The organism is Paraburkholderia aromaticivorans (assembly GCF_012689525.1).
GTDB classification, from domain to species: Bacteria; Pseudomonadota; Gammaproteobacteria; order Burkholderiales; family Burkholderiaceae; genus Paraburkholderia; species Paraburkholderia aromaticivorans_A.
Genome location: NZ_CP051516.1, coordinates 1,203,764 through 1,220,061, shown reverse-complemented (window position 1 = coordinate 1,220,061; position 16,298 = coordinate 1,203,764). Strand labels below are relative to the sequence as shown.

At 64.1% G+C, this 16,298-nt stretch carries 17 protein-coding genes; 8 read left to right on the top strand and 9 right to left on the bottom strand.

The genetic code is table 11. The annotated features are described in order from the left end of the window. The first annotated feature begins 95 nt into the window (after positions 1-95). Entirely contained in the window at positions 96-521 is a 426-nt protein-coding gene (locus tag HF916_RS33415; protein ID WP_168793111.1) for a CopG family transcriptional regulator, read from the top strand. 91 nt (positions 522-612) lie between these two features. Then, on the top strand, positions 613-1,725 hold the full coding sequence (locus tag HF916_RS33410; RefSeq protein WP_168793110.1) for an extracellular catalytic domain type 1 short-chain-length polyhydroxyalkanoate depolymerase: 1,113 nt from the start codon (positions 613-615) through the stop codon (positions 1,723-1,725). Positions 1,726-1,891: 166 nt separating this feature from the next. Here the strand turns inward: HF916_RS33410 and HF916_RS33405 are convergent, their stop codons facing one another. After that, the gene (locus HF916_RS33405) at positions 1,892-2,503 is read right to left on the bottom strand and encodes a mechanosensitive ion channel family protein (protein ID WP_240975790.1); all 612 of its coding nucleotides are present in this window, start codon (positions 2,501-2,503) and stop codon (positions 1,892-1,894) included. A 244-nt stretch (positions 2,504-2,747) separates the two neighbouring features. Between HF916_RS33405 and HF916_RS33400 the strand changes: the two genes are divergently transcribed. Further along, positions 2,748-2,963 (top strand): DUF2945 domain-containing protein, encoded by a 216-nt coding sequence (locus HF916_RS33400; RefSeq protein WP_168793109.1) that lies wholly within the window; start codon positions 2,748-2,750, stop codon positions 2,961-2,963. 57 nt (positions 2,964-3,020) lie between these two features. Here HF916_RS33400 and HF916_RS33395 read toward each other — a convergent pair whose 3' ends face one another. Beyond that, positions 3,021-4,718, bottom strand: coding sequence for a putative bifunctional diguanylate cyclase/phosphodiesterase (locus HF916_RS33395; protein WP_168793108.1), 1,698 nt, complete (start codon positions 4,716-4,718; stop codon positions 3,021-3,023). A 429-nt stretch (positions 4,719-5,147) separates the two neighbouring features. Here HF916_RS33395 and HF916_RS33390 point away from each other — a divergent pair, with 429 nt between their 5' ends. Continuing rightward, positions 5,148-6,068: a LysR family transcriptional regulator gene (locus HF916_RS33390; RefSeq protein ID WP_168793107.1), complete on the top strand. Its 921-nt coding sequence runs from the start codon at positions 5,148-5,150 to the stop codon at positions 6,066-6,068. Positions 6,069-6,236: 168 nt separating this feature from the next. Here the strand turns inward: HF916_RS33390 and HF916_RS33385 are convergent, their stop codons facing one another. From HF916_RS33385 to HF916_RS33365, 5 genes are all read right to left on the bottom strand, one after another. Further along, the gene (locus HF916_RS33385; protein WP_206002031.1) at positions 6,237-7,421 is read right to left on the bottom strand and encodes an NAD(P)/FAD-dependent oxidoreductase; all 1,185 of its coding nucleotides are present in this window, start codon (positions 7,419-7,421) and stop codon (positions 6,237-6,239) included. Beyond that, positions 7,418-7,585 (bottom strand): rubredoxin, encoded by a 168-nt coding sequence (locus tag HF916_RS33380; protein WP_168793106.1) that lies wholly within the window; start codon positions 7,583-7,585, stop codon positions 7,418-7,420. Before HF916_RS33380 ends, HF916_RS33385 begins: the two co-directional genes overlap by 4 nt. Positions 7,586-7,612: 27 nt before the next feature. Continuing rightward, entirely contained in the window at positions 7,613-8,677 is a 1,065-nt protein-coding gene (locus HF916_RS33375) for an aromatic ring-hydroxylating oxygenase subunit alpha (protein ID WP_168793105.1), read from the bottom strand. Between the two features lie 161 nt (positions 8,678-8,838). Next, positions 8,839-9,339, bottom strand: a complete 501-nt coding sequence (locus HF916_RS33370; protein ID WP_168793104.1) for a GAF domain-containing protein — start codon at positions 9,337-9,339, stop codon at positions 8,839-8,841. A gap of 192 nt (positions 9,340-9,531) precedes the next feature. Further along, the gene (locus tag HF916_RS33365; RefSeq protein ID WP_168793103.1) at positions 9,532-9,957 is read right to left on the bottom strand and encodes a TOBE domain-containing protein; all 426 of its coding nucleotides are present in this window, start codon (positions 9,955-9,957) and stop codon (positions 9,532-9,534) included. Between the two features lie 264 nt (positions 9,958-10,221). Between HF916_RS33365 and HF916_RS33360 the strand changes: the two genes are divergently transcribed. The 4 genes from HF916_RS33360 to HF916_RS33345 all read left to right on the top strand — a co-directional run bounded on the left by HF916_RS33360 (position 10,222) and on the right by HF916_RS33345 (position 14,323). Next, the gene (locus HF916_RS33360) at positions 10,222-11,841 is read left to right on the top strand and encodes an SH3 domain-containing C40 family peptidase (RefSeq protein WP_206002030.1); all 1,620 of its coding nucleotides are present in this window, start codon (positions 10,222-10,224) and stop codon (positions 11,839-11,841) included. Positions 11,842-11,994: 153 nt separating this feature from the next. Continuing rightward, positions 11,995-12,459: a VOC family protein gene (locus HF916_RS33355; RefSeq protein WP_168793102.1), complete on the top strand. Its 465-nt coding sequence runs from the start codon at positions 11,995-11,997 to the stop codon at positions 12,457-12,459. A gap of 36 nt (positions 12,460-12,495) precedes the next feature. Next, a complete protein-coding gene (locus HF916_RS33350) occupies positions 12,496-12,969 on the top strand; it encodes a VOC family protein (RefSeq protein WP_168793101.1) in 474 nt (157 codons plus the stop codon). A 145-nt stretch (positions 12,970-13,114) separates the two neighbouring features. Beyond that, positions 13,115-14,323, top strand: a complete 1,209-nt coding sequence (locus tag HF916_RS33345) for an MFS transporter (RefSeq protein WP_168793100.1) — start codon at positions 13,115-13,117, stop codon at positions 14,321-14,323. 90 nt (positions 14,324-14,413) lie between these two features. On the opposite strand, the gene HF916_RS33340 is transcribed toward HF916_RS33345, so the two are convergent. Both HF916_RS33340 and HF916_RS33335 read right to left on the bottom strand, forming a co-directional pair. Next, positions 14,414-15,217, bottom strand: coding sequence for a transglutaminase-like domain-containing protein (locus HF916_RS33340; RefSeq protein WP_168793099.1), 804 nt, complete (start codon positions 15,215-15,217; stop codon positions 14,414-14,416). A 143-nt stretch (positions 15,218-15,360) separates the two neighbouring features. Next, a complete protein-coding gene (locus HF916_RS33335) occupies positions 15,361-16,275 on the bottom strand; it encodes a transglutaminase family protein (protein WP_168793098.1) in 915 nt (304 codons plus the stop codon). Positions 16,276-16,298: the final 23 nt, after the last annotated feature.

Below are 16,298 nucleotides of genomic sequence, written 5' to 3'. Positions count from 1 at the left end.
CCCCAATTTCCCCATTGACCGCACTCCATCGAAAGGCGTATAACCATCCCACTGGATGTTAATTGGATGGTCTCCAGATGCCCACCGGAGTGCAAATGCCTAAACTCAACCTCGTTGCCACCTCCCGCCCCAAAGGCGGCGAGACCGAAAAAATCACCATCAACCTGGGCCCGATCGACCTCGGCCAGATCGATCTACTGGTCGAAGAAGGCTTTTACTCGAACCGCACCGACCTGATCCGCACGGCGATCCGCAACCAGCTCGCAGTGCACGCCCAGGTCGTGACGGAGACCGTGACCCGGCGCGCCATGGTGCTCGGCATGCAGCACTTCTCGCGGCAGGATCTCGAGGCGGCTCAGGCCGCGCACGAACAACTCGACATTCATGTGCTCGGCCTCGCCAGCATCGCAGCCGATGTGCCGCCGGAACTCGCGGCGGCCACGATTGCATCGGTGGCAGTGCTCGGCGCCTTTCACGCATCGCCCGCGGTCAAGGCAGCGCTTGCCGGCCGCATCAGCTAGGCGCGACGCTCGACTCATTACCGTGGCTGAAGCAGCCGACTCATCAGTCGACTCGCTCACCCACGCCCCACACAGGTCAACGCAAACCATCATGAAAATGAACGAAGATTTCCTGAAATCGATGACAGATGCCTTCGAGCTATTGCGCACGAAGGGCCCGCAGGAAGCCACTGCGGCGGTTCAGCGCGCGCTCTCGGGCGGCAAAGCGAACGAGGCCCGCGCGGACCACGTACAAACATCGAACACGCCGTCGAATGCCAGCGAATGGGCGCAAGCGTGGACGCAGATGCAAACCCAGACGCAAGCCCAGGCGCGCCCCGCTCCGCACGCCCCTGCCGCGCCGACTTTCGACGCCGACACGCCGGGCACCTTCAGCACGCACACGTTCAGCAACTCAGCGGGACAACGCCAGTACAAGCTCTACGTGCCGGCTGTCTACAACAGCGAACCCTTGCCGCTGATCGTGATGCTGCACGGCTGCACGCAGAACGCCGACGACTTTGCCGCCGGCACGCGCATGAACGAAATGGCCGAGCGTCATGGCTTCATCGTCGTGTATCCGAATCAGGCGCAAGCGGCCAACCATTCGAAATGCTGGAACTGGTTCAAGCCTGCCGATCAATTACGCGATCAGGGCGAGCCGTCGTTGATCGCCGGCATCACGCGAGAGGTGATGGGCCGCTATCGTGTGGATCCGGCGCGCGTGTATGTCGCGGGTCTGTCGGCGGGCGGTGCGATGGCGGACATCATGCTGAAGACGTCGCCCGATCTCTACGCCGCGGGTGGCGTGCATTCGGGCCTCGCCTACGGCTGCGCGAAGGACTTGCCTTCGGCGCTCGGCGCGATGAAGGGCGGCAAGGCGCAACGCAAACGCACGCGTGGCACACCGCAACGTCCGCTGATCGTGTTTCATGGCGACGCTGACTCGACGGTCCATCCGTCGAATGCGGCCGAGATCGTCGCGGCCTTCGACGCCGGCACCACCACCGTCAGCAAGCAATCAGGCGTTGCGAGCGGCCAGCGTGCGTATACGCAGCAACGGCACGTCGCGGCGAACGGCGTCGAAGCGGAGTCTTGGTCGATTCACGGCGCAGGTCACGCGTGGGCCGGCGGCAGTCAGCGCGGTTCGTACACGGACCCGTCCGGCCCCGACGCCGCCGCGGAAATGGTGCGATTCTTCCTCGCCCATCCGCGCCTGCATTGAGCCGGCACATCGGCGTCGAACCAGACGGACCCGCTTCAACATGAGTGACCGGAGTCTGTTATGCAGGCGGCGGCCCGATCAGACGAGACTCGTTTTGCACGAGACGCCTCGCGCGATACCAGCGCAGACGGACGGTCAAAGGCCCCGTTAAAGACCGCGCCGCGACCTAAGCTGCGACCGGGCAGCCGGCCTGTTCAAGCGCGGCCTGCGCGTGCTCGTGCAGGTCGCCGCTGGTGAGCGATGCGTCCGGTGAGCGCACCCACGCCGCGATGCGCAACGTCGCGCCGCCATCGTCCGGATAGTCCGCCACCGTGACGATCGGCGCGAGCGTGGCGCCGCTCAGCACGCGCGGTTCGTCGGCGACCAGTTTCTTCAATTCGCCGATCGCGGCATCGACGTCCTTGCGCTGCGCGAGGCCCACTTCGACCTCGATGCGCTGCGTGCCGCCGCTGCTGTAGTTGATCACCGGATTGCTCCAGATCTGACTGTTCGGCACGAACACGGCATTGCCGTCGCCGCGTTCGATGCGCGTGGTGAAGAGCCCTACTTCGCGCACGATGCCCGCTGCCGCGCCGCTGCCTTCGATCACATCGCCGACGCGAAACGGCCGCAGCATCAACAGCATCATGCCGGCCGCGATATTTTGCAGCGTGCCTTGCAGCGCGAGTCCGATCGCGAGGCCGGCGGCGCCCAGCACCGCAAGCACGCTCGCGGTCGCGATGCCGACTTCGCTGAGCGCCGCGATGAACACGAGCACCCGTACGGCCCAGGTACTCATGGCCGCCAGCATCGGCGCGAGCGTCGGGTCAGCATGCGTGCGCGCGGGCGAACGTCGTGCCGACGCGATTCGACAGCCACCAGCCGACCACGAGGATCAGCAGGATACGTTCCCACCCTTTACATTTCATGTGCGAAGGCACGCGGCTTGCTCGCGCATGCGAACGGGAGCAGTGCAAATCATGCAAAGCCTTACCAGCGAGGGAGTTTTACGCCGCACCTGGTCCGGCAAAAAGGAGCGTCTCATGTCCCAACATCTGAAGTCCGGAGACCGTGTCAGCCGGAACACGCCGCAAGGGGTTACGCACGGCAAGGTCGTACGTGTCATTTCTACCCATACGACCGTGGATGGCAGAACCGTCGATGCGTCGACATCCGATCCACATTACGAGGTACAAAGCGAGAAGAGCGGCAAGCATGCCGTTCATCGCGGCGACGCGCTGCATCGATTGAAGAATTGATAGGGATGGCTAAGTACATCCACGTGCACGACAATCCATGCCGCCGGCAAACCCGGTTCAGAGATTGCCCAAAGGCCTCAGCAAATTACGTAGTGCCGCGACAGTAATCGGTCGCGAGAACCAGAAGCCTTGCGCTTCATCGCAACCGAGCGCTTCGAGTTGCGCGGCCTGCTCGGCCGTTTCGACGCCTTCGGCCGTCACGCGCAGTTTGAGCGCATGCGCCATCGCGATGATGGCGCCCACCAGTGCCGCGCACTGCGGATCGGTGCTCATGCGCATCACAAACGAACGGTCGATTTTCAGGCGATTCAACGGAAAGCGCGTCAGATACGCGAGGCTCGAATAGCCGGTGCCAAAGTCGTCTACCGCGACTTCCACGCCCAGATCGCGCAAGGCAAAAAGCGTCTGCAATGCCTGTTCGGTGTCGCCGAGCAGCATGCCCTCGGTGATTTCCAGTTCGAGATACGAGGGGTCGAGCGCGGCATCTTCCAATGCCTCGCGGATGATCTCGAACAGATTGTGCCGCTGGAACTGCTGCGGCGAGACGTTCACCGCGAAGCGCGGCAAGTTGCCCGTCAGCCGCAGCAACTTACCGGCGTCGCGGCACGCGGTGCGAATCACCCACTCGCCGATCTGCTCGATCAAACCCGCCTCCTCCGCAACCGGCACAAATTCGACGGGACTGATCAGGCCGCGTTGCGGATGGTTCCAGCGCAACAGCGTCTCCACCTGCGCGATGTGGCCGTTGGAGAGCGTCACCTGCGGTTGATACACGAGATGCAGTTGCTGACGCTCGATTGCGTCGCGCAACATGGTCTCCAGTTCGAAGCGGCGCGCCGCCTGACCTTCGAGCGCCGTGGAAAACCGCCGCACCGCATTGCCGTTCACCGCCGAAGCGGCCGACAACGCCACACCCGCGCGACGCATCAGCGTAGGCGCATCGCCGCCGTCGGCCGGATAAGCCACGATGCCGATGCTCGCGGTAATGTTCAACGTGGTGCCGGCGTAGTCGATCGCCTCGGCGATGCGGCCGAGCGCTTCGGCGGCGAACGCATCGGCGGCCGCGCCGGTTTCGTTGACCAGCAAGGCGAACTGCGTGCCGCCGATCGAGGCGATCGTGCCGTCGTTCGGAAAGAGACCGCGCAGCCGTTCACCGACGATCTGCAGCACGAGTTCAGCCGCATGCAACCCGAGCGCGTCGCGCAGTTTGCGCAGATGATCGAGTTCGGCGATCAGCACGGTAAAACCGCTGCCGCTACGCTCGCAACGCGCGATCGTCAGTTCGAGCCGTTCGGTGAAAAGCGTTTGATTCGGCAGGCGGGTCACGCCGTCGTGATGCGCGACGTACCAGAGACGCGCTTCCGATTGCGCGTAACGCGTCATGTCGATGGCGATGCCCACATACAGCGCGGGACAAGCGGCCTGCGCGGGCTCGGTGACGAGCGGCGCCAACGCTAGCACCACGCGAACCGGTGTGCCGTTGCGCCGCAAAAAGCTCCACTCGCCTTCATAGCGCAAGGTCACCATGGCAAGCGGCGGCAGTTCGGCGCGGCGTTTGGCCAGTTCGGCCGGATCGAACAAAGACTCGAAGGTGCGCCGGCCGATCAGTTCTTCAGCCGCCCATCCCGTCAGCTTTTCGAAAGCGGCGTTGACGGAGTCGAACGTGCCATCCGCAGCGCAGGTAAACATGCCGTAAGGCGCCGAGGCAAGCGCGGCATCGCGCGTACGCATTTCGGCGTAGAGGGGGACTTGCATCGCGCCGGCCTTTGATTTTCCTGAGTAGTGAAAGCGATCGAACGTGTTCTTCACGCGTGGGCGCAAACAGCAAAGCCCCGAGATTCCGGTCCGATGTTTCGGGCAACCGTGCGTATGATAACGGCTTTCGCGCCCCCGCCGAATTGGCCGCCCCGCATTCTTCGCGGCAATCGTTTCCCTTGGTGTAATCCCCAATCCTCCCGACCGGCGCGCTTGCGCATCCCCGCGCCATACAAAGCTCGCTATTGCCGGGATATTCGATCCTTCATGAGCCCACGCGCAATGGCGTTCGGCGCCCTCGGGCAGGGCTGCGCCGGATTGACGACCGCTATATCCGTGGATATATTTCGCTGACGATCCCTCCGATACAACACGCCGTTTCGCGGCACCGTTCCACACGGATCCCCACGAGACAGCGCCCCGCATTTCATGTCCAAGGAAGTCATCGACTCGCACCTTCTCAAAGTGCTGCACACGCTACTGACCGAATCGAGCGTTTCACGCACGGCGGCGTTGCTCGGACAATCGCAGCCGACCGTGAGCGTGGCGCTGCGCAAACTGCGCGACATGACCGGCGATCCACTGCTGGTGCGCAGCGGCAGCCGGATGGTGCTCACGGCACACGCGCTGACCTTGATCGAGCCCACCGCGCAGGCGCTGAATAGTATCGCCGCGATTCTGCATCCCACCACGACGTTCAATCCGGCGACCACCAGCCAGACCTTTCGCATCGGCTCACCGGATTATCTCGACGCGTTCTTCGTTCCCGCCGTGGTCGACGCGTTTCATCGCGAAGCGCCGCACGCCAAACTTGAGTTCAGGCATCTGATGATGGTGGACGGCGGCTACGAACACGGCCTGGAAAGCGGCTTTCTCGATCTGGTGATCGGCAACTGGAGCACGCCGCCAGATCATCTGCATTTGCAACCGCTGTGCAAGGACGAACTGGTGTGCCTGATGCGCAACGGCCACCCGATCAAACCCGGCCGCCTGAGCAAGCCGGTCTATGAAGAAGCCGACCATCTGGCCGTGACGACCTACAACACCACGGCGTGGGGCACCGTCGATATCGAACTCGCGCGCAATGGCCTGTCGCGCACGGTCACGACGACGCTGCCCTACTTCGGCATGGCGCCCTACGTGCTCGCGCGTTCGAACCTGCTGTTCACCACCACGCGCGCGCTCGCCACCCACTACACGAAACTGCTGCCGCTGCGTATCGAACCGGTTCCCGGCGACCCGCGCGCGCTCACTTACTATCAGCTCTGGCACGATCGCACGCATCGCAGCGTGGCGGCGGTATGGTTGCGCAGGCTGATCGCCAGCGTCGCCAAAGATCTGGCTTCCTAAGCAAACTTTTCCAAACCACGTCGCGCTCCGCCGTCGACGAAAAAAACGCCGCAAGCAGGAAGAGCTTGCGGCGCGAATGCAATCATCGGATACCTTCGAGGTGACAGGCCCCTTTCAGACACCGGGCGATCACAAAGTGAGGTCGGTCAGACGGAAGATTGTTATGGGTTAGTTCGCGCCTCCCACGGCCATCGCCTTGACGAGCGCCGCCTTGCCTTCCACCGCCGCGCCGAGCAGCGCGAAGCCGAGAGGCCGTTCGCTTGCGGCGCCCTTGCAGACGGCGCGCGCCGCGTGTGCGGCCGCATCGGCGCCGGTTTCAATCGACCACGCGCCCTCGCTTTCGGGCATGACGACGACAGCGGGCGTCGCGGGCGTCTTCACCGTGATCGGCATCACCGGGAAAGCGACCCGCGTCGGCTCGCCCGCCAGGGTTCGCGCTAAAGCACGCGCGGCGTGCATGATCGGCAAGACATAAGGCTGCACTTTGCCGTCGATCGCGGCACAGTCGCCGAGCGCGTAAATGTCCGGCGCGCTGGTGCGGCACCACGCGTCGGTGCGGATACCCTGATCGATTTCGAGGCCCGCCGCGCCGGCCAGCGACGTGCGCGGCGCGAGCCCGATCGCCGACACGACGAGGTCGGCGTCGATCGGTTCAGCGTCGGCGAAACTCAGCCGGTAACCATCCGGCAAGCGATCGATCCGATTCACGCTGCGACCCGCATGAAAGCGGATGCCACCGGTGCCGAGGCCGCGCGCGAAAATTTCGCCGACCTCTTGCGGCAGCAGACGCGCCAGCGGCGTGGTGGCAGGATCGATCAGATCGACCGCATAGCCGGCGGACGCCAGATCATTCGCGAACTCGCAGCCGATCAGTCCCGCGCCGAGGATTGCTACCGAGCGGCAACGCGTGAGGGCGAGGCGAAAGCGCGCGTAATCGTCGAGATCGTTGATCGACAGCACGTCGTCCGCGCCGTCGCCCGCCACGCGCAAGCGACGCGCATCGGCGCCGGTGGCCAGCACCAATTTGCCGTAGGCCACCAAGGCGTTATCCACCACCAACGTATGCTCGGCGGGCAGAATGCGCTCGACCTTCTGACGCACACGAATCCACGCGCCCAGTTGCGCCGCCATCGCCAGCGCGTCGAAACTGGCCAGCGCATGCGGCTCTTTCTTCATCGCGAGCGCGTTCGACAACATCGGCTTCGAATAGAAGCTGCCGTCGTCGCGGCTGATCATCACGATCGGCACGCCGCTGTCGAGCTTGCGCAACTCGCGCGCGACCGTGTAACCCGCCATGCCCGTGCCGACAATCACCACCGGCAACACGTTGTTCTCCTGCTGAGCGGCCGTCATGCGATCACCTGCATTTCGAAATCGTGCTTGCCAGTCGCGCAGTCCGGGCACAGCCAGTCGTCCGGTACGTCTTCCCACTTCGTGCCCGGCGCAATGCCCGCTTCGGGCAGGCCCAGCGCTTCGTCGTAGCGAAAGCCGCAGATCACACATTCCCATACTTTCATGGCTTCTCTCCCGAATCACCGCGCGCTTTAGCGCACATAAGCCTGACCGAGACCGATCTCGGCCAGCGCACGCCGATAGGCGCCCGACGAGCGATCGGCCAGAATCGGCGCTTCCGCCGCGCGGTCGATCGGCAGGTCTTCCGGACGCTGCTGCTCGACGATGGCGCGGTCTTCTTCGAACACCTGACGATTGAATGCGTAGACGTCCTCGAGCGGCAGGTCCTTGTCGAAGTTACGCACGATCGGCACGAACAGACGCGTCTTACGCGCGGAGACCGGGCTCGCGGCGTTCAGGATCGACAGACGGCCGTTCTCGGGAAAGTGCACCGTGAGACGCGCGAAGAACGGCACGTCCACCTCGAAGAATCGGTGCCACAAATACCCCTCGGGCGCGCGATGCTGCATCGATTTCGGAAAGTTGCTGACGGTGCTCACATACTCCGCATGCATGCCACGTTCGCGCCGTTCGACCGAATACTGCGGCACGAACGGGTTGTGGCGGTCGGCGAAACTGTCGTGGTGAATCCACGCAAAATGCGCGACGTCGATAAAGCCTTCGGTCTGGCGTCCCGCCGATGCGTTGATGTCGATTGAAGGCGGCAGGATCTGCTGGAAGTCGGGATCGTTCCAGTACGGAAACTCCGGCAAGGCTTCCGGGCCGCCGCCCAGCGACACCCACACGAGCCCATACGCTTCCTGCGTCGCGTGCGTGACGAGATGCAGACGATCGGGAATCGGACCATCCGTTTGCGACGGAATGTGTTTGCACTTGCCTTCGCTGTTATACGCAAGCCCGTGATACGGACACACGATCTTGCCGTTGTCGACCCATCCCTGGCTGAGCGGCGCGCCGCGATGCGGACAGATATCGCGCGCGCTCACGACTTGGCCGTTCGAGCGGAACACCACGAGCGGTTCGTCAAGCAGCGTCACGCTGACGGGTTTGTCGGTGACTTCGGCGGCGAACGCCACCGGATGCCAGTAGCGGCTGAGAATCTCCCAGTCGTGGCTATCGAAAGTGCAATTGCGGGGTAATGCGGGGGAACGTTGAAATGTCAGCGGGCTGGCGGTGGCAGCGGTGGCGGAACTCATGCGTGTCTCCAAAACCTGGTAGGGGTTCGTCGCGCTCATGAGCTGTCTCGAGCGCGTTGGAGAGAACGATAGCGGGATGAGGTCCGCCGACCCATCCCCTGAACTGCATTGACTCTATGTACGGAAAAGCATAGGGTGCCACCGCACCGCTGTTCTGCTTTTTACGCGGCGCGCGGCAGCGCTGCTTCGATGAACACCGCGCACAGCGCTTCCATGCCCTTCGCGTCTTCTTCGTCGAAGCGCGCGACGCTCGGGCTGTCCACATCCCACACGCCGATCAGCGTGCCGTCCGGCGCGACGAGCGGCACGACGATTTCGGATTGCGAGGCCGAATCGCAGGCGATATGGCCGGGAAACTCGTGCACGTCGCGCACCACCTGCGTCTGACGGGTTTGCGCGGCCGTGCCGCAGACGCCCTTGCCGAGCGCGATGCGCACGCACGCGGGCTTGCCCTGGAACGGTCCGACGACCAGTTCCTGGCCGTCGTGGAAATAGAAGCCGGCCCAATTCAGATCGTTGAGCGAATGAAACACGAAGGCGGCAAAATTCGCGGCGTTGGCGATCCAGTCGGTTTCGCCGGCAAGCAGCGAGCGCGCCTGGGCGACCAGTTCTTCGTAGTGCGCGGCTTTGGGCAGATGCGAGGCGGAGGAGACTTCGAACATGACGGCGTCCGTGATGAAAGCGGAAAGAGGAACAGCGAGTCGTGCAGTTTAAAGCAAGCCGCCATTTCCTTCACGGCGCGCGCCCGCGCCGCACGGCGACGGGCACACAGCAAAGCCCTCTTTCCTTCCGGTTCCGTCAGACCCGTCGGCCTCCGCGCAAAGCGGAAACCACCGGGAAAAACCACGCAACGATTACTGATCGACGCCGATGATCACGCTCGATGCCTTGAAGATCGCCGTTGCCGCTTTGCCGTTCGCGAGGCCGAGGCGATCGACGCTCTCATTGGTGATGATCGCCGCGATCTGCGCGCCGCCGGCGCTGATCGACACTTCGGAATTCACCGCGCCCTTCGTGAGCGCCGACACCGTACCGGCGATGCAATTGCGCGCCGACACCTGCTCTTTCGCGACATCGACCATCACGATCACCGACGACGCCTTGACCAGCGCAAAGGCTTTCTTGCCCACCGCGAGGCCGAGCGACGTCGCGCTGCCATGCGTGATGATCGAGACGATCTCGAGGCCGTCCTGGGTGCGCAGCGTGACTTCGTCGTTCACGGCGCCGTGTTTGAGTCCGGTGACTTCGCCGGCGAATTGATTGCGTGCGCTGGTTTGCATGTTGTTCTCCTTGGTTAGACGGCCTCGTACGAACGTTGTTTCGAGGCCATGCGCTGGGTTGAGCAGTGAGCGTAGTGAAACGCTCGCCGGCTGCGGCAGCCTGCGCGTGAAGCGCGGTATCGCGCAGCCGCTCTGGACGATGCGAACCCCAATGAAACCACATAAGCGTTGTGCATGGGTGTGCACGACGCGGCGCCGGTACAACGTGCTGCACAATGCGCCGACACCGTATCATCGTGCCCTGGACCTTCTTCGCCGAACCTCATGCCCGTTGCCGTTCTATCCCGCCTTGCCGCCGTCTGGCCGAACGCCTGCCGCGCCGCCGCGCTGTGCGCCGCGTTCGCGGCGATCACCGCCTGCAGCAACCCGTCGCCGACGCACGACGCGCACGCGCCGATCGACACCATCACGCTGTTCCCCATCGCACACTACGACCAGAACGTCGATCACTGGCTCGAACCGGACAGCCCGGGCTACGACCAGCCGTTCCTGAGTCCGGCGGATCAGCAGGCGCACTTCAAAGCGCTCTACGCGCGCTACTTCGGCACCGGCACTGCGGCGCCCTCGCCGTGGAATTCCAACTTCGTGACGATGTGCGTCTATCGACAGCAAGGCGCGGACATTGCCGCATTGCAGCAGCGGCGCGTCGCCAGGTTCGATAACACCGGCAAGAGCGGCACGGACATCGGTTACGGCGAAAATTTCCGGCCGCACGACAAGGCGTGGATCGACGCCATCGCGCAAAACATGAACGTCGCGCAGTTCACGCAGACGGCCGTTTATCAGACGCAGCGCCGCGCGATCGCCACCAGCAACCTGATGGTGCGCGAACTGCCGACCACCGACCCGTCGTTCTACGACCACCATCTGGCCGGCGAAGGCTATCCGTTCGACAACCTGCAGATCTCGGCCGTGCGGCCCGGCACGCCGCTTTACGTGCTCGGCAGCAGCGTCAACGGCGCGTGGCGTTACGTGCAGACGCCCGACGTGCAGGGCTGGGTGCGCAGCGACGGCGTCGGCATGGCCGACGACCGCTTCGTCGATACATGGCGCGCCGCGACGGGCAAATCGCTGGGTGCGGTGATCGTGGCGTCGGCGGCGGTGCGTGACAGCCGCGGCGTGTTCCGCTTCGACGCGCCGGCCGGCACGCTGCTGCCGATCGTGCCCGCCAACGTCGCCCGGTCGACGCAAGCCAAACCCGTGGCGAACGACACCAGCAACACGAGCGGCTCGGCCGAGCCAGCAGCCGCGCGTCAAGCACTCGTCCCAGCCCGCGACGCCGACGGCCAGGCGCTGATCCGCACCGCCGCCCTGAGCGACGCGCAAATCACGCCGGCGCCGCTCGCCGCCACGCCGCGCCATCTGGCGATGCTGATGAAAACGCTGATCGGCCGTCCCTACGGCTGGGGCAATAGCGGCCTCTACAACGACTGTTCGTCGGAACTGCAAAGCATCTTCGCCGCGTTCGGCGTCTGGCTGCCGCGCCATTCGTCCACGCAGATGAACGCCGGCCGCATTATCGACCTGTCGTCGTCGACGCCCGCGCAGCGGCTCGACTATCTGGCGCAGCACGGCGAGCCGTTGCGCACGCTGATCTACATCGGCGGCCATGTAATGCTGTATATCGGCAACACCACCCGCAACGGCAGCGCGGTGCCGGTCGTCTATCAGGACGTCTGGGGCTTGCGGCCCGCCGACGACAGCCGGCGCGCGGTGATCGGCGGCTCGGTGATTCTGCCGCTGTTCGAACAGATTCCCGAAGACGCCACGCTGCAATCGCTCGCGGCGACGCCGACGTTCCAGATCAGCATCCTCGGCGCGCCGCGCGGCGGCATTCCGGCGCCGTCCACCGCGCCGCCGGACGAGGACAATCCGGCCGGTTGAGACGCGCGCCCGTGCACTCGCCGCACGCCTGGGCCAAAAATATTTTTTCCGGAGTGTCGATTCAACGGTCATGTACTCGTCGTAACGTTGAAGTCCTGACTCGACGAGTCGGTCTTTCACCTCACGAACCTGTTACTTCAAGGAGTCGCCGTCATGTCCAGCAACGCTGTCAAACCGATCCCCGACGGGATGCACTCGCTCACGCCGTATCTGATCTGCGCCAACGCCGCCGAAGCCATCGCGTTCTACACGAAGGCCTTCAACGCCGTCGAACAGATCCGCCTGCCCGGCCCCGGCGGCAAGGTCATGCACGCCACGCTGAAGATCGGTGATTCCATGCTGATGCTGACCGACGAATGGCCCGAGCACCAGTCGTTCGGCCCGAATACGCTGAAAGGCACGCCGGTCACGATTCACTACTACGTGGAAGATGTCGACGCCAGCTTCAAGCAGGCCGTCGACGCCGGCGCGACCGTCGTGATGCCCGTCACCGACATGTTCTGGGGCGACCGTTACGGTCAGGTGAAAGACCCGTTCGGCCATAGCTGGTCGTTGGCCACGCACAAGCGCGACCTGAGCCCGGAAGAAATCCAGCAAGCCATGGCCGCCATGAAGTAAGGCGCGGTCCGTCCGGTGAGAAGGAGGAGAAACGTCATGCAAAAGATTGCGCCGTGCCTGTGGTTCGACGGCAATGCCGAAGAGGCCGCACGCTTCTATACGTCCGTGTTTTCCGATTCCCGCATCGCCACCACGATGCATTACACGGACGCCGGACCCGGGCCGGAGGGCGACGTGCTGGCCGTCACGTTCGAGATCGAGGGCCAGGAGTTCACGGCCCTGAACGGTGGCCCGCAGTTCCCCTTCACGCCGGCGATTTCGCTGTTCGTGCACTGCCATTCGCAGGAGGAAATCGACCGTTACTGGACGAAACTCCTGGACGGCGGCAAGGAGTGGCAATGCGGCTGGCTTCAGGACCGGTTCGGCGTCTCGTGGCAGATCGCGCCCGACGTGCTCGGCGAGATGCTGCGTGACCCGGACACCGTCAAGGCGAGCCGCGTGATGAAGCAGATGATGAGCATGGTCAAGCTCGATATCGCGCCGCTCGAAGCGGCTTATCGCGGCGATTGAAGTGCGCCCCTGACCGCGCGTCGCCGTCGGCGCGCGGGCTGCTTGCAGTGCGCTGAGCATTCACAGCGCAGCAAGCAGGCCAAGGACGCGAGAGCCCTATCTTTGATAGGATCGGTCTCGACCCATAAACAGCGGGACATGAACGGTGCGCGTCAACCATCAGGCTTTCTTCTGCTCGCTGTTTGTCGCGCGTCTCGCCGATCAGGTCCTGCTGTTTCTCGTGCCGCTCGTCGTCTTCCAGACCACGCACCAGGTCTCGTGGTCGGGCCTCGCGTTCTTTATCGAAACGCTGTCGCGCTATCTGGTGTTTCCTTTCTTCGGCGCCTTGTGCGACCGCATCTCGCCGCTCAGGTTGATGCGCGTAAGCCAGACCGTGCGGGCGTTGGCATGCTTCGGCGGCATACTCGCTTATGCGTTGTTCGGCGGCATCGGCTGGCTGATCGCACTCTCGGCGGTGTGCGGCGTATTGACGAGCCAGGGCCTGGTCGCGCGCGAAGTCATGCTGCCGCAGATCTTCAGCACGCAGCAGTTTCAGCGCGTGCTCGCCTACTCGCAGTTGGCCGACCAGTTGGGGTTCGTGCTCGGTCCGATGCTCGCCGCACTGCTGCTCGGCCTGTGGCATTGGGAATGGGTCGTCGGCGCAACCGGCATGCTGTTTCTCCTCGCCGATGGCGCGCTGCTGCTGTGGCAACGCACCAGCGGTTTTCGCGCCGCCGAACCGCCGCCCCTCGCACCAGGCCACTGGACGCTGCCGCTGCGCATCGCGCTGCGTCATGTGCTGGTGCTGCCAGGCCTGAAGAAAGTCGTGCTGCTCGCCGCCGCCGAAAATCTGGTGATCGGCGTGACGCTTGCCACGTCCGCGGCCATGGTGACCGGCCTTCACGCGCAATCGAACCACTACTATGCCGGACTGCAAACAGCCGGCGCCGTGGCCACGGTGCTGATTCTGTTGACGATCGCACGCGCCGCATGGCCGGCACGCACCTTGGGACTGGTCGCCTTCGTCTCGATCTGCGCGGGCGGCGTGATCGCAGGCGCGAGCGCGGCGCCGTGGGGCTATGCGCTCGGCTTCCTGCTGATCGTCGGCTTCGACAAGATGTTCAACGTCTACATCCGGAGCGCGCGGCAGCAAATCATTCCGCCGCAGGACTACGGCAAGACGACCGGCGTGGTGATCCTTCTGAACAACATGACGCAGCCGCTCGCCGGCCTGTTGGTCAGCGTGTTCTCGGCGCGCACGCAAACCGGGCCGCTGATCGTGATTCTGTCGCTGACGATGGGCGGCATCGGCGCGGCGGTGTCGATCGGCGCGGCGCTGGTGCGAAGGAAGCGCGCGCTGGCGCTCGGGGAATGAAGCCGCGCCGGCTTGCCTGAATGCCGTTATTGATATCGAGCGCGGGCTGCGCAGCGCTCGGGCGGCGTTAGGTCTTTATCCGCAACGCAGCTAGACAGCCTCGCACACCACCGCGAACTTCAACAACTGCGTGGGCCCGAACGCATTGCTGAGCGCCACGTCCGCCGCGTCGCGTCCGCGCGCCATCAGCACACGCCCCGTGCGCGGCGCGTTGTTGCGGGGGTCGAACGTTTGCCAGCATCCGCCGACATAGGCCTCGAACCACGCGGCGAAATCCATCGTGGCGTACGGCGGCGGCAGGCCGACGTCGCTGATATAGCCCGTGCAATAACGCGCCGGAATATTCATGGCCCGGCATAGCGCCACGGCCAGATGCGCGAAGTCCCGGCACACGCCTTTGCGCTCCTGCCAGGCCTGCCACGCGGTTTTGGTCGGTCGCGCAAAGTCGTAGCCGAACACGATGTGGTTGTGCACGTAGTTGCAGATCGCGTCCACGCGCCCGCGGCCGAGCGGCAGCTTGCCAAAGGTCTGCCACGCGAATTCGGAGAGCAGATCGGTTTCGCAATAGCGGCTGCCGAGCAGAAAGACCAGCGTATCGTCGGGCAGCATTTCGACCGGATGCTGCTCCGTGTACGGCGGCCGCATCTCCGGCTCCGACGACACTTCCAGCACCGCGCTCGTCGAAAAGGCAATTTTTCCCGACGGCGCCACCAGCCGGCTGCACAGATTGCCGAACGAATCGCGATACTGGCTGATCGGCACCGGCGGATCGACCACCAGCAAATCGGGATTCAACACTTCTTTCGCATGCGAATAGTGGGTGTTCAACATCAGCATCATCGGCGTCGGTTGCACGCACTCATAGACCAGCTCGTAGCCAACGCGCAATTTCATCGCGGCGCCCTCTTCCAGTTGAAACATTCAATTGACGCGCACGGCGAGCCGCCCGAACCGGCAGTCCCCGCAAACACGTTTCGATTCGACACGCCGTGACTTTCGGCGCGCGTTCATTCGCCCTTATCTGCCTTGCTTCGCCGTCATTCGCCTTCGGTCACGCTCACGTCCACCTGCAAACCCTGAAACGAATGCGGCGCGCCATGCCACGTGCCCCACAACGGCAGCGCCTGATAGGCGTTCCACGCCACCGCCACGCGAATCAGATGGCGATTGCCGACGATACTATTGGTCGGATCGAAATCGACCCAGCCGGCGCCCGGCAAGAAAATCTGCAACCACGCGTGCGTCGCGCCGCCGCCTTGCGTGGCGTCGTGCTCGGGCACGAACAGATAGCCGCTCACGAAACGCGCCGCGAGGCCGAGCGAGCGCACCGCGTCCATCATCAGCACGGCAAAATCGCGGCAACTGCCGCTGCGGCTGCGCAAGGTGTCGCCGGGGCGGTTCACGCCTTTTTCCGTGCGGCGCACATAGAAAAACGTGCTCTTGATTTCAAGCGTCATGGCGCGCAGGAGTGCCATCGTGCCGCTGCCTGCGCCGCCGCTTTTGCTGCTTGCGCCGCGCTTTGCAGCGACACCCGAGGTCGGCACGAAACGGCGCGCCCATTCGTCCACGTCGCTGTCCGGATACTGGCGGCTGCGCGCGTTCACGAGATCGGAAGCTTCCTCGTTGGTGTACGCGAACGGCCAGTTCACCGCATACGGTTCGAGCGCGTAGTCGGGCAACGGCGCTTCGAAGTGCTCGAGTGTCACTTCGCTGTCGAAGCGCAATTCGCTCGCCTTGTCCGCGAAACTCGCGACCGCCACCGAGTTGTCGAATACGTCGTGCAGCCAATGCAGCCGCGACGGCGCGGGTGTGATCACCAGCTTGTTCGTGACGAGCCGCAAATCGTGGCTTGCACGCGGCCGGAACATCATGCGATGTTCGCCGAAGCGCACGGGTTCCGAGTAACGGTAGACGCTGACGTGGCGCACTGTGAAGCGCTGCGGCTCATTCATCCGACCGTCCGATGGATGCCGCG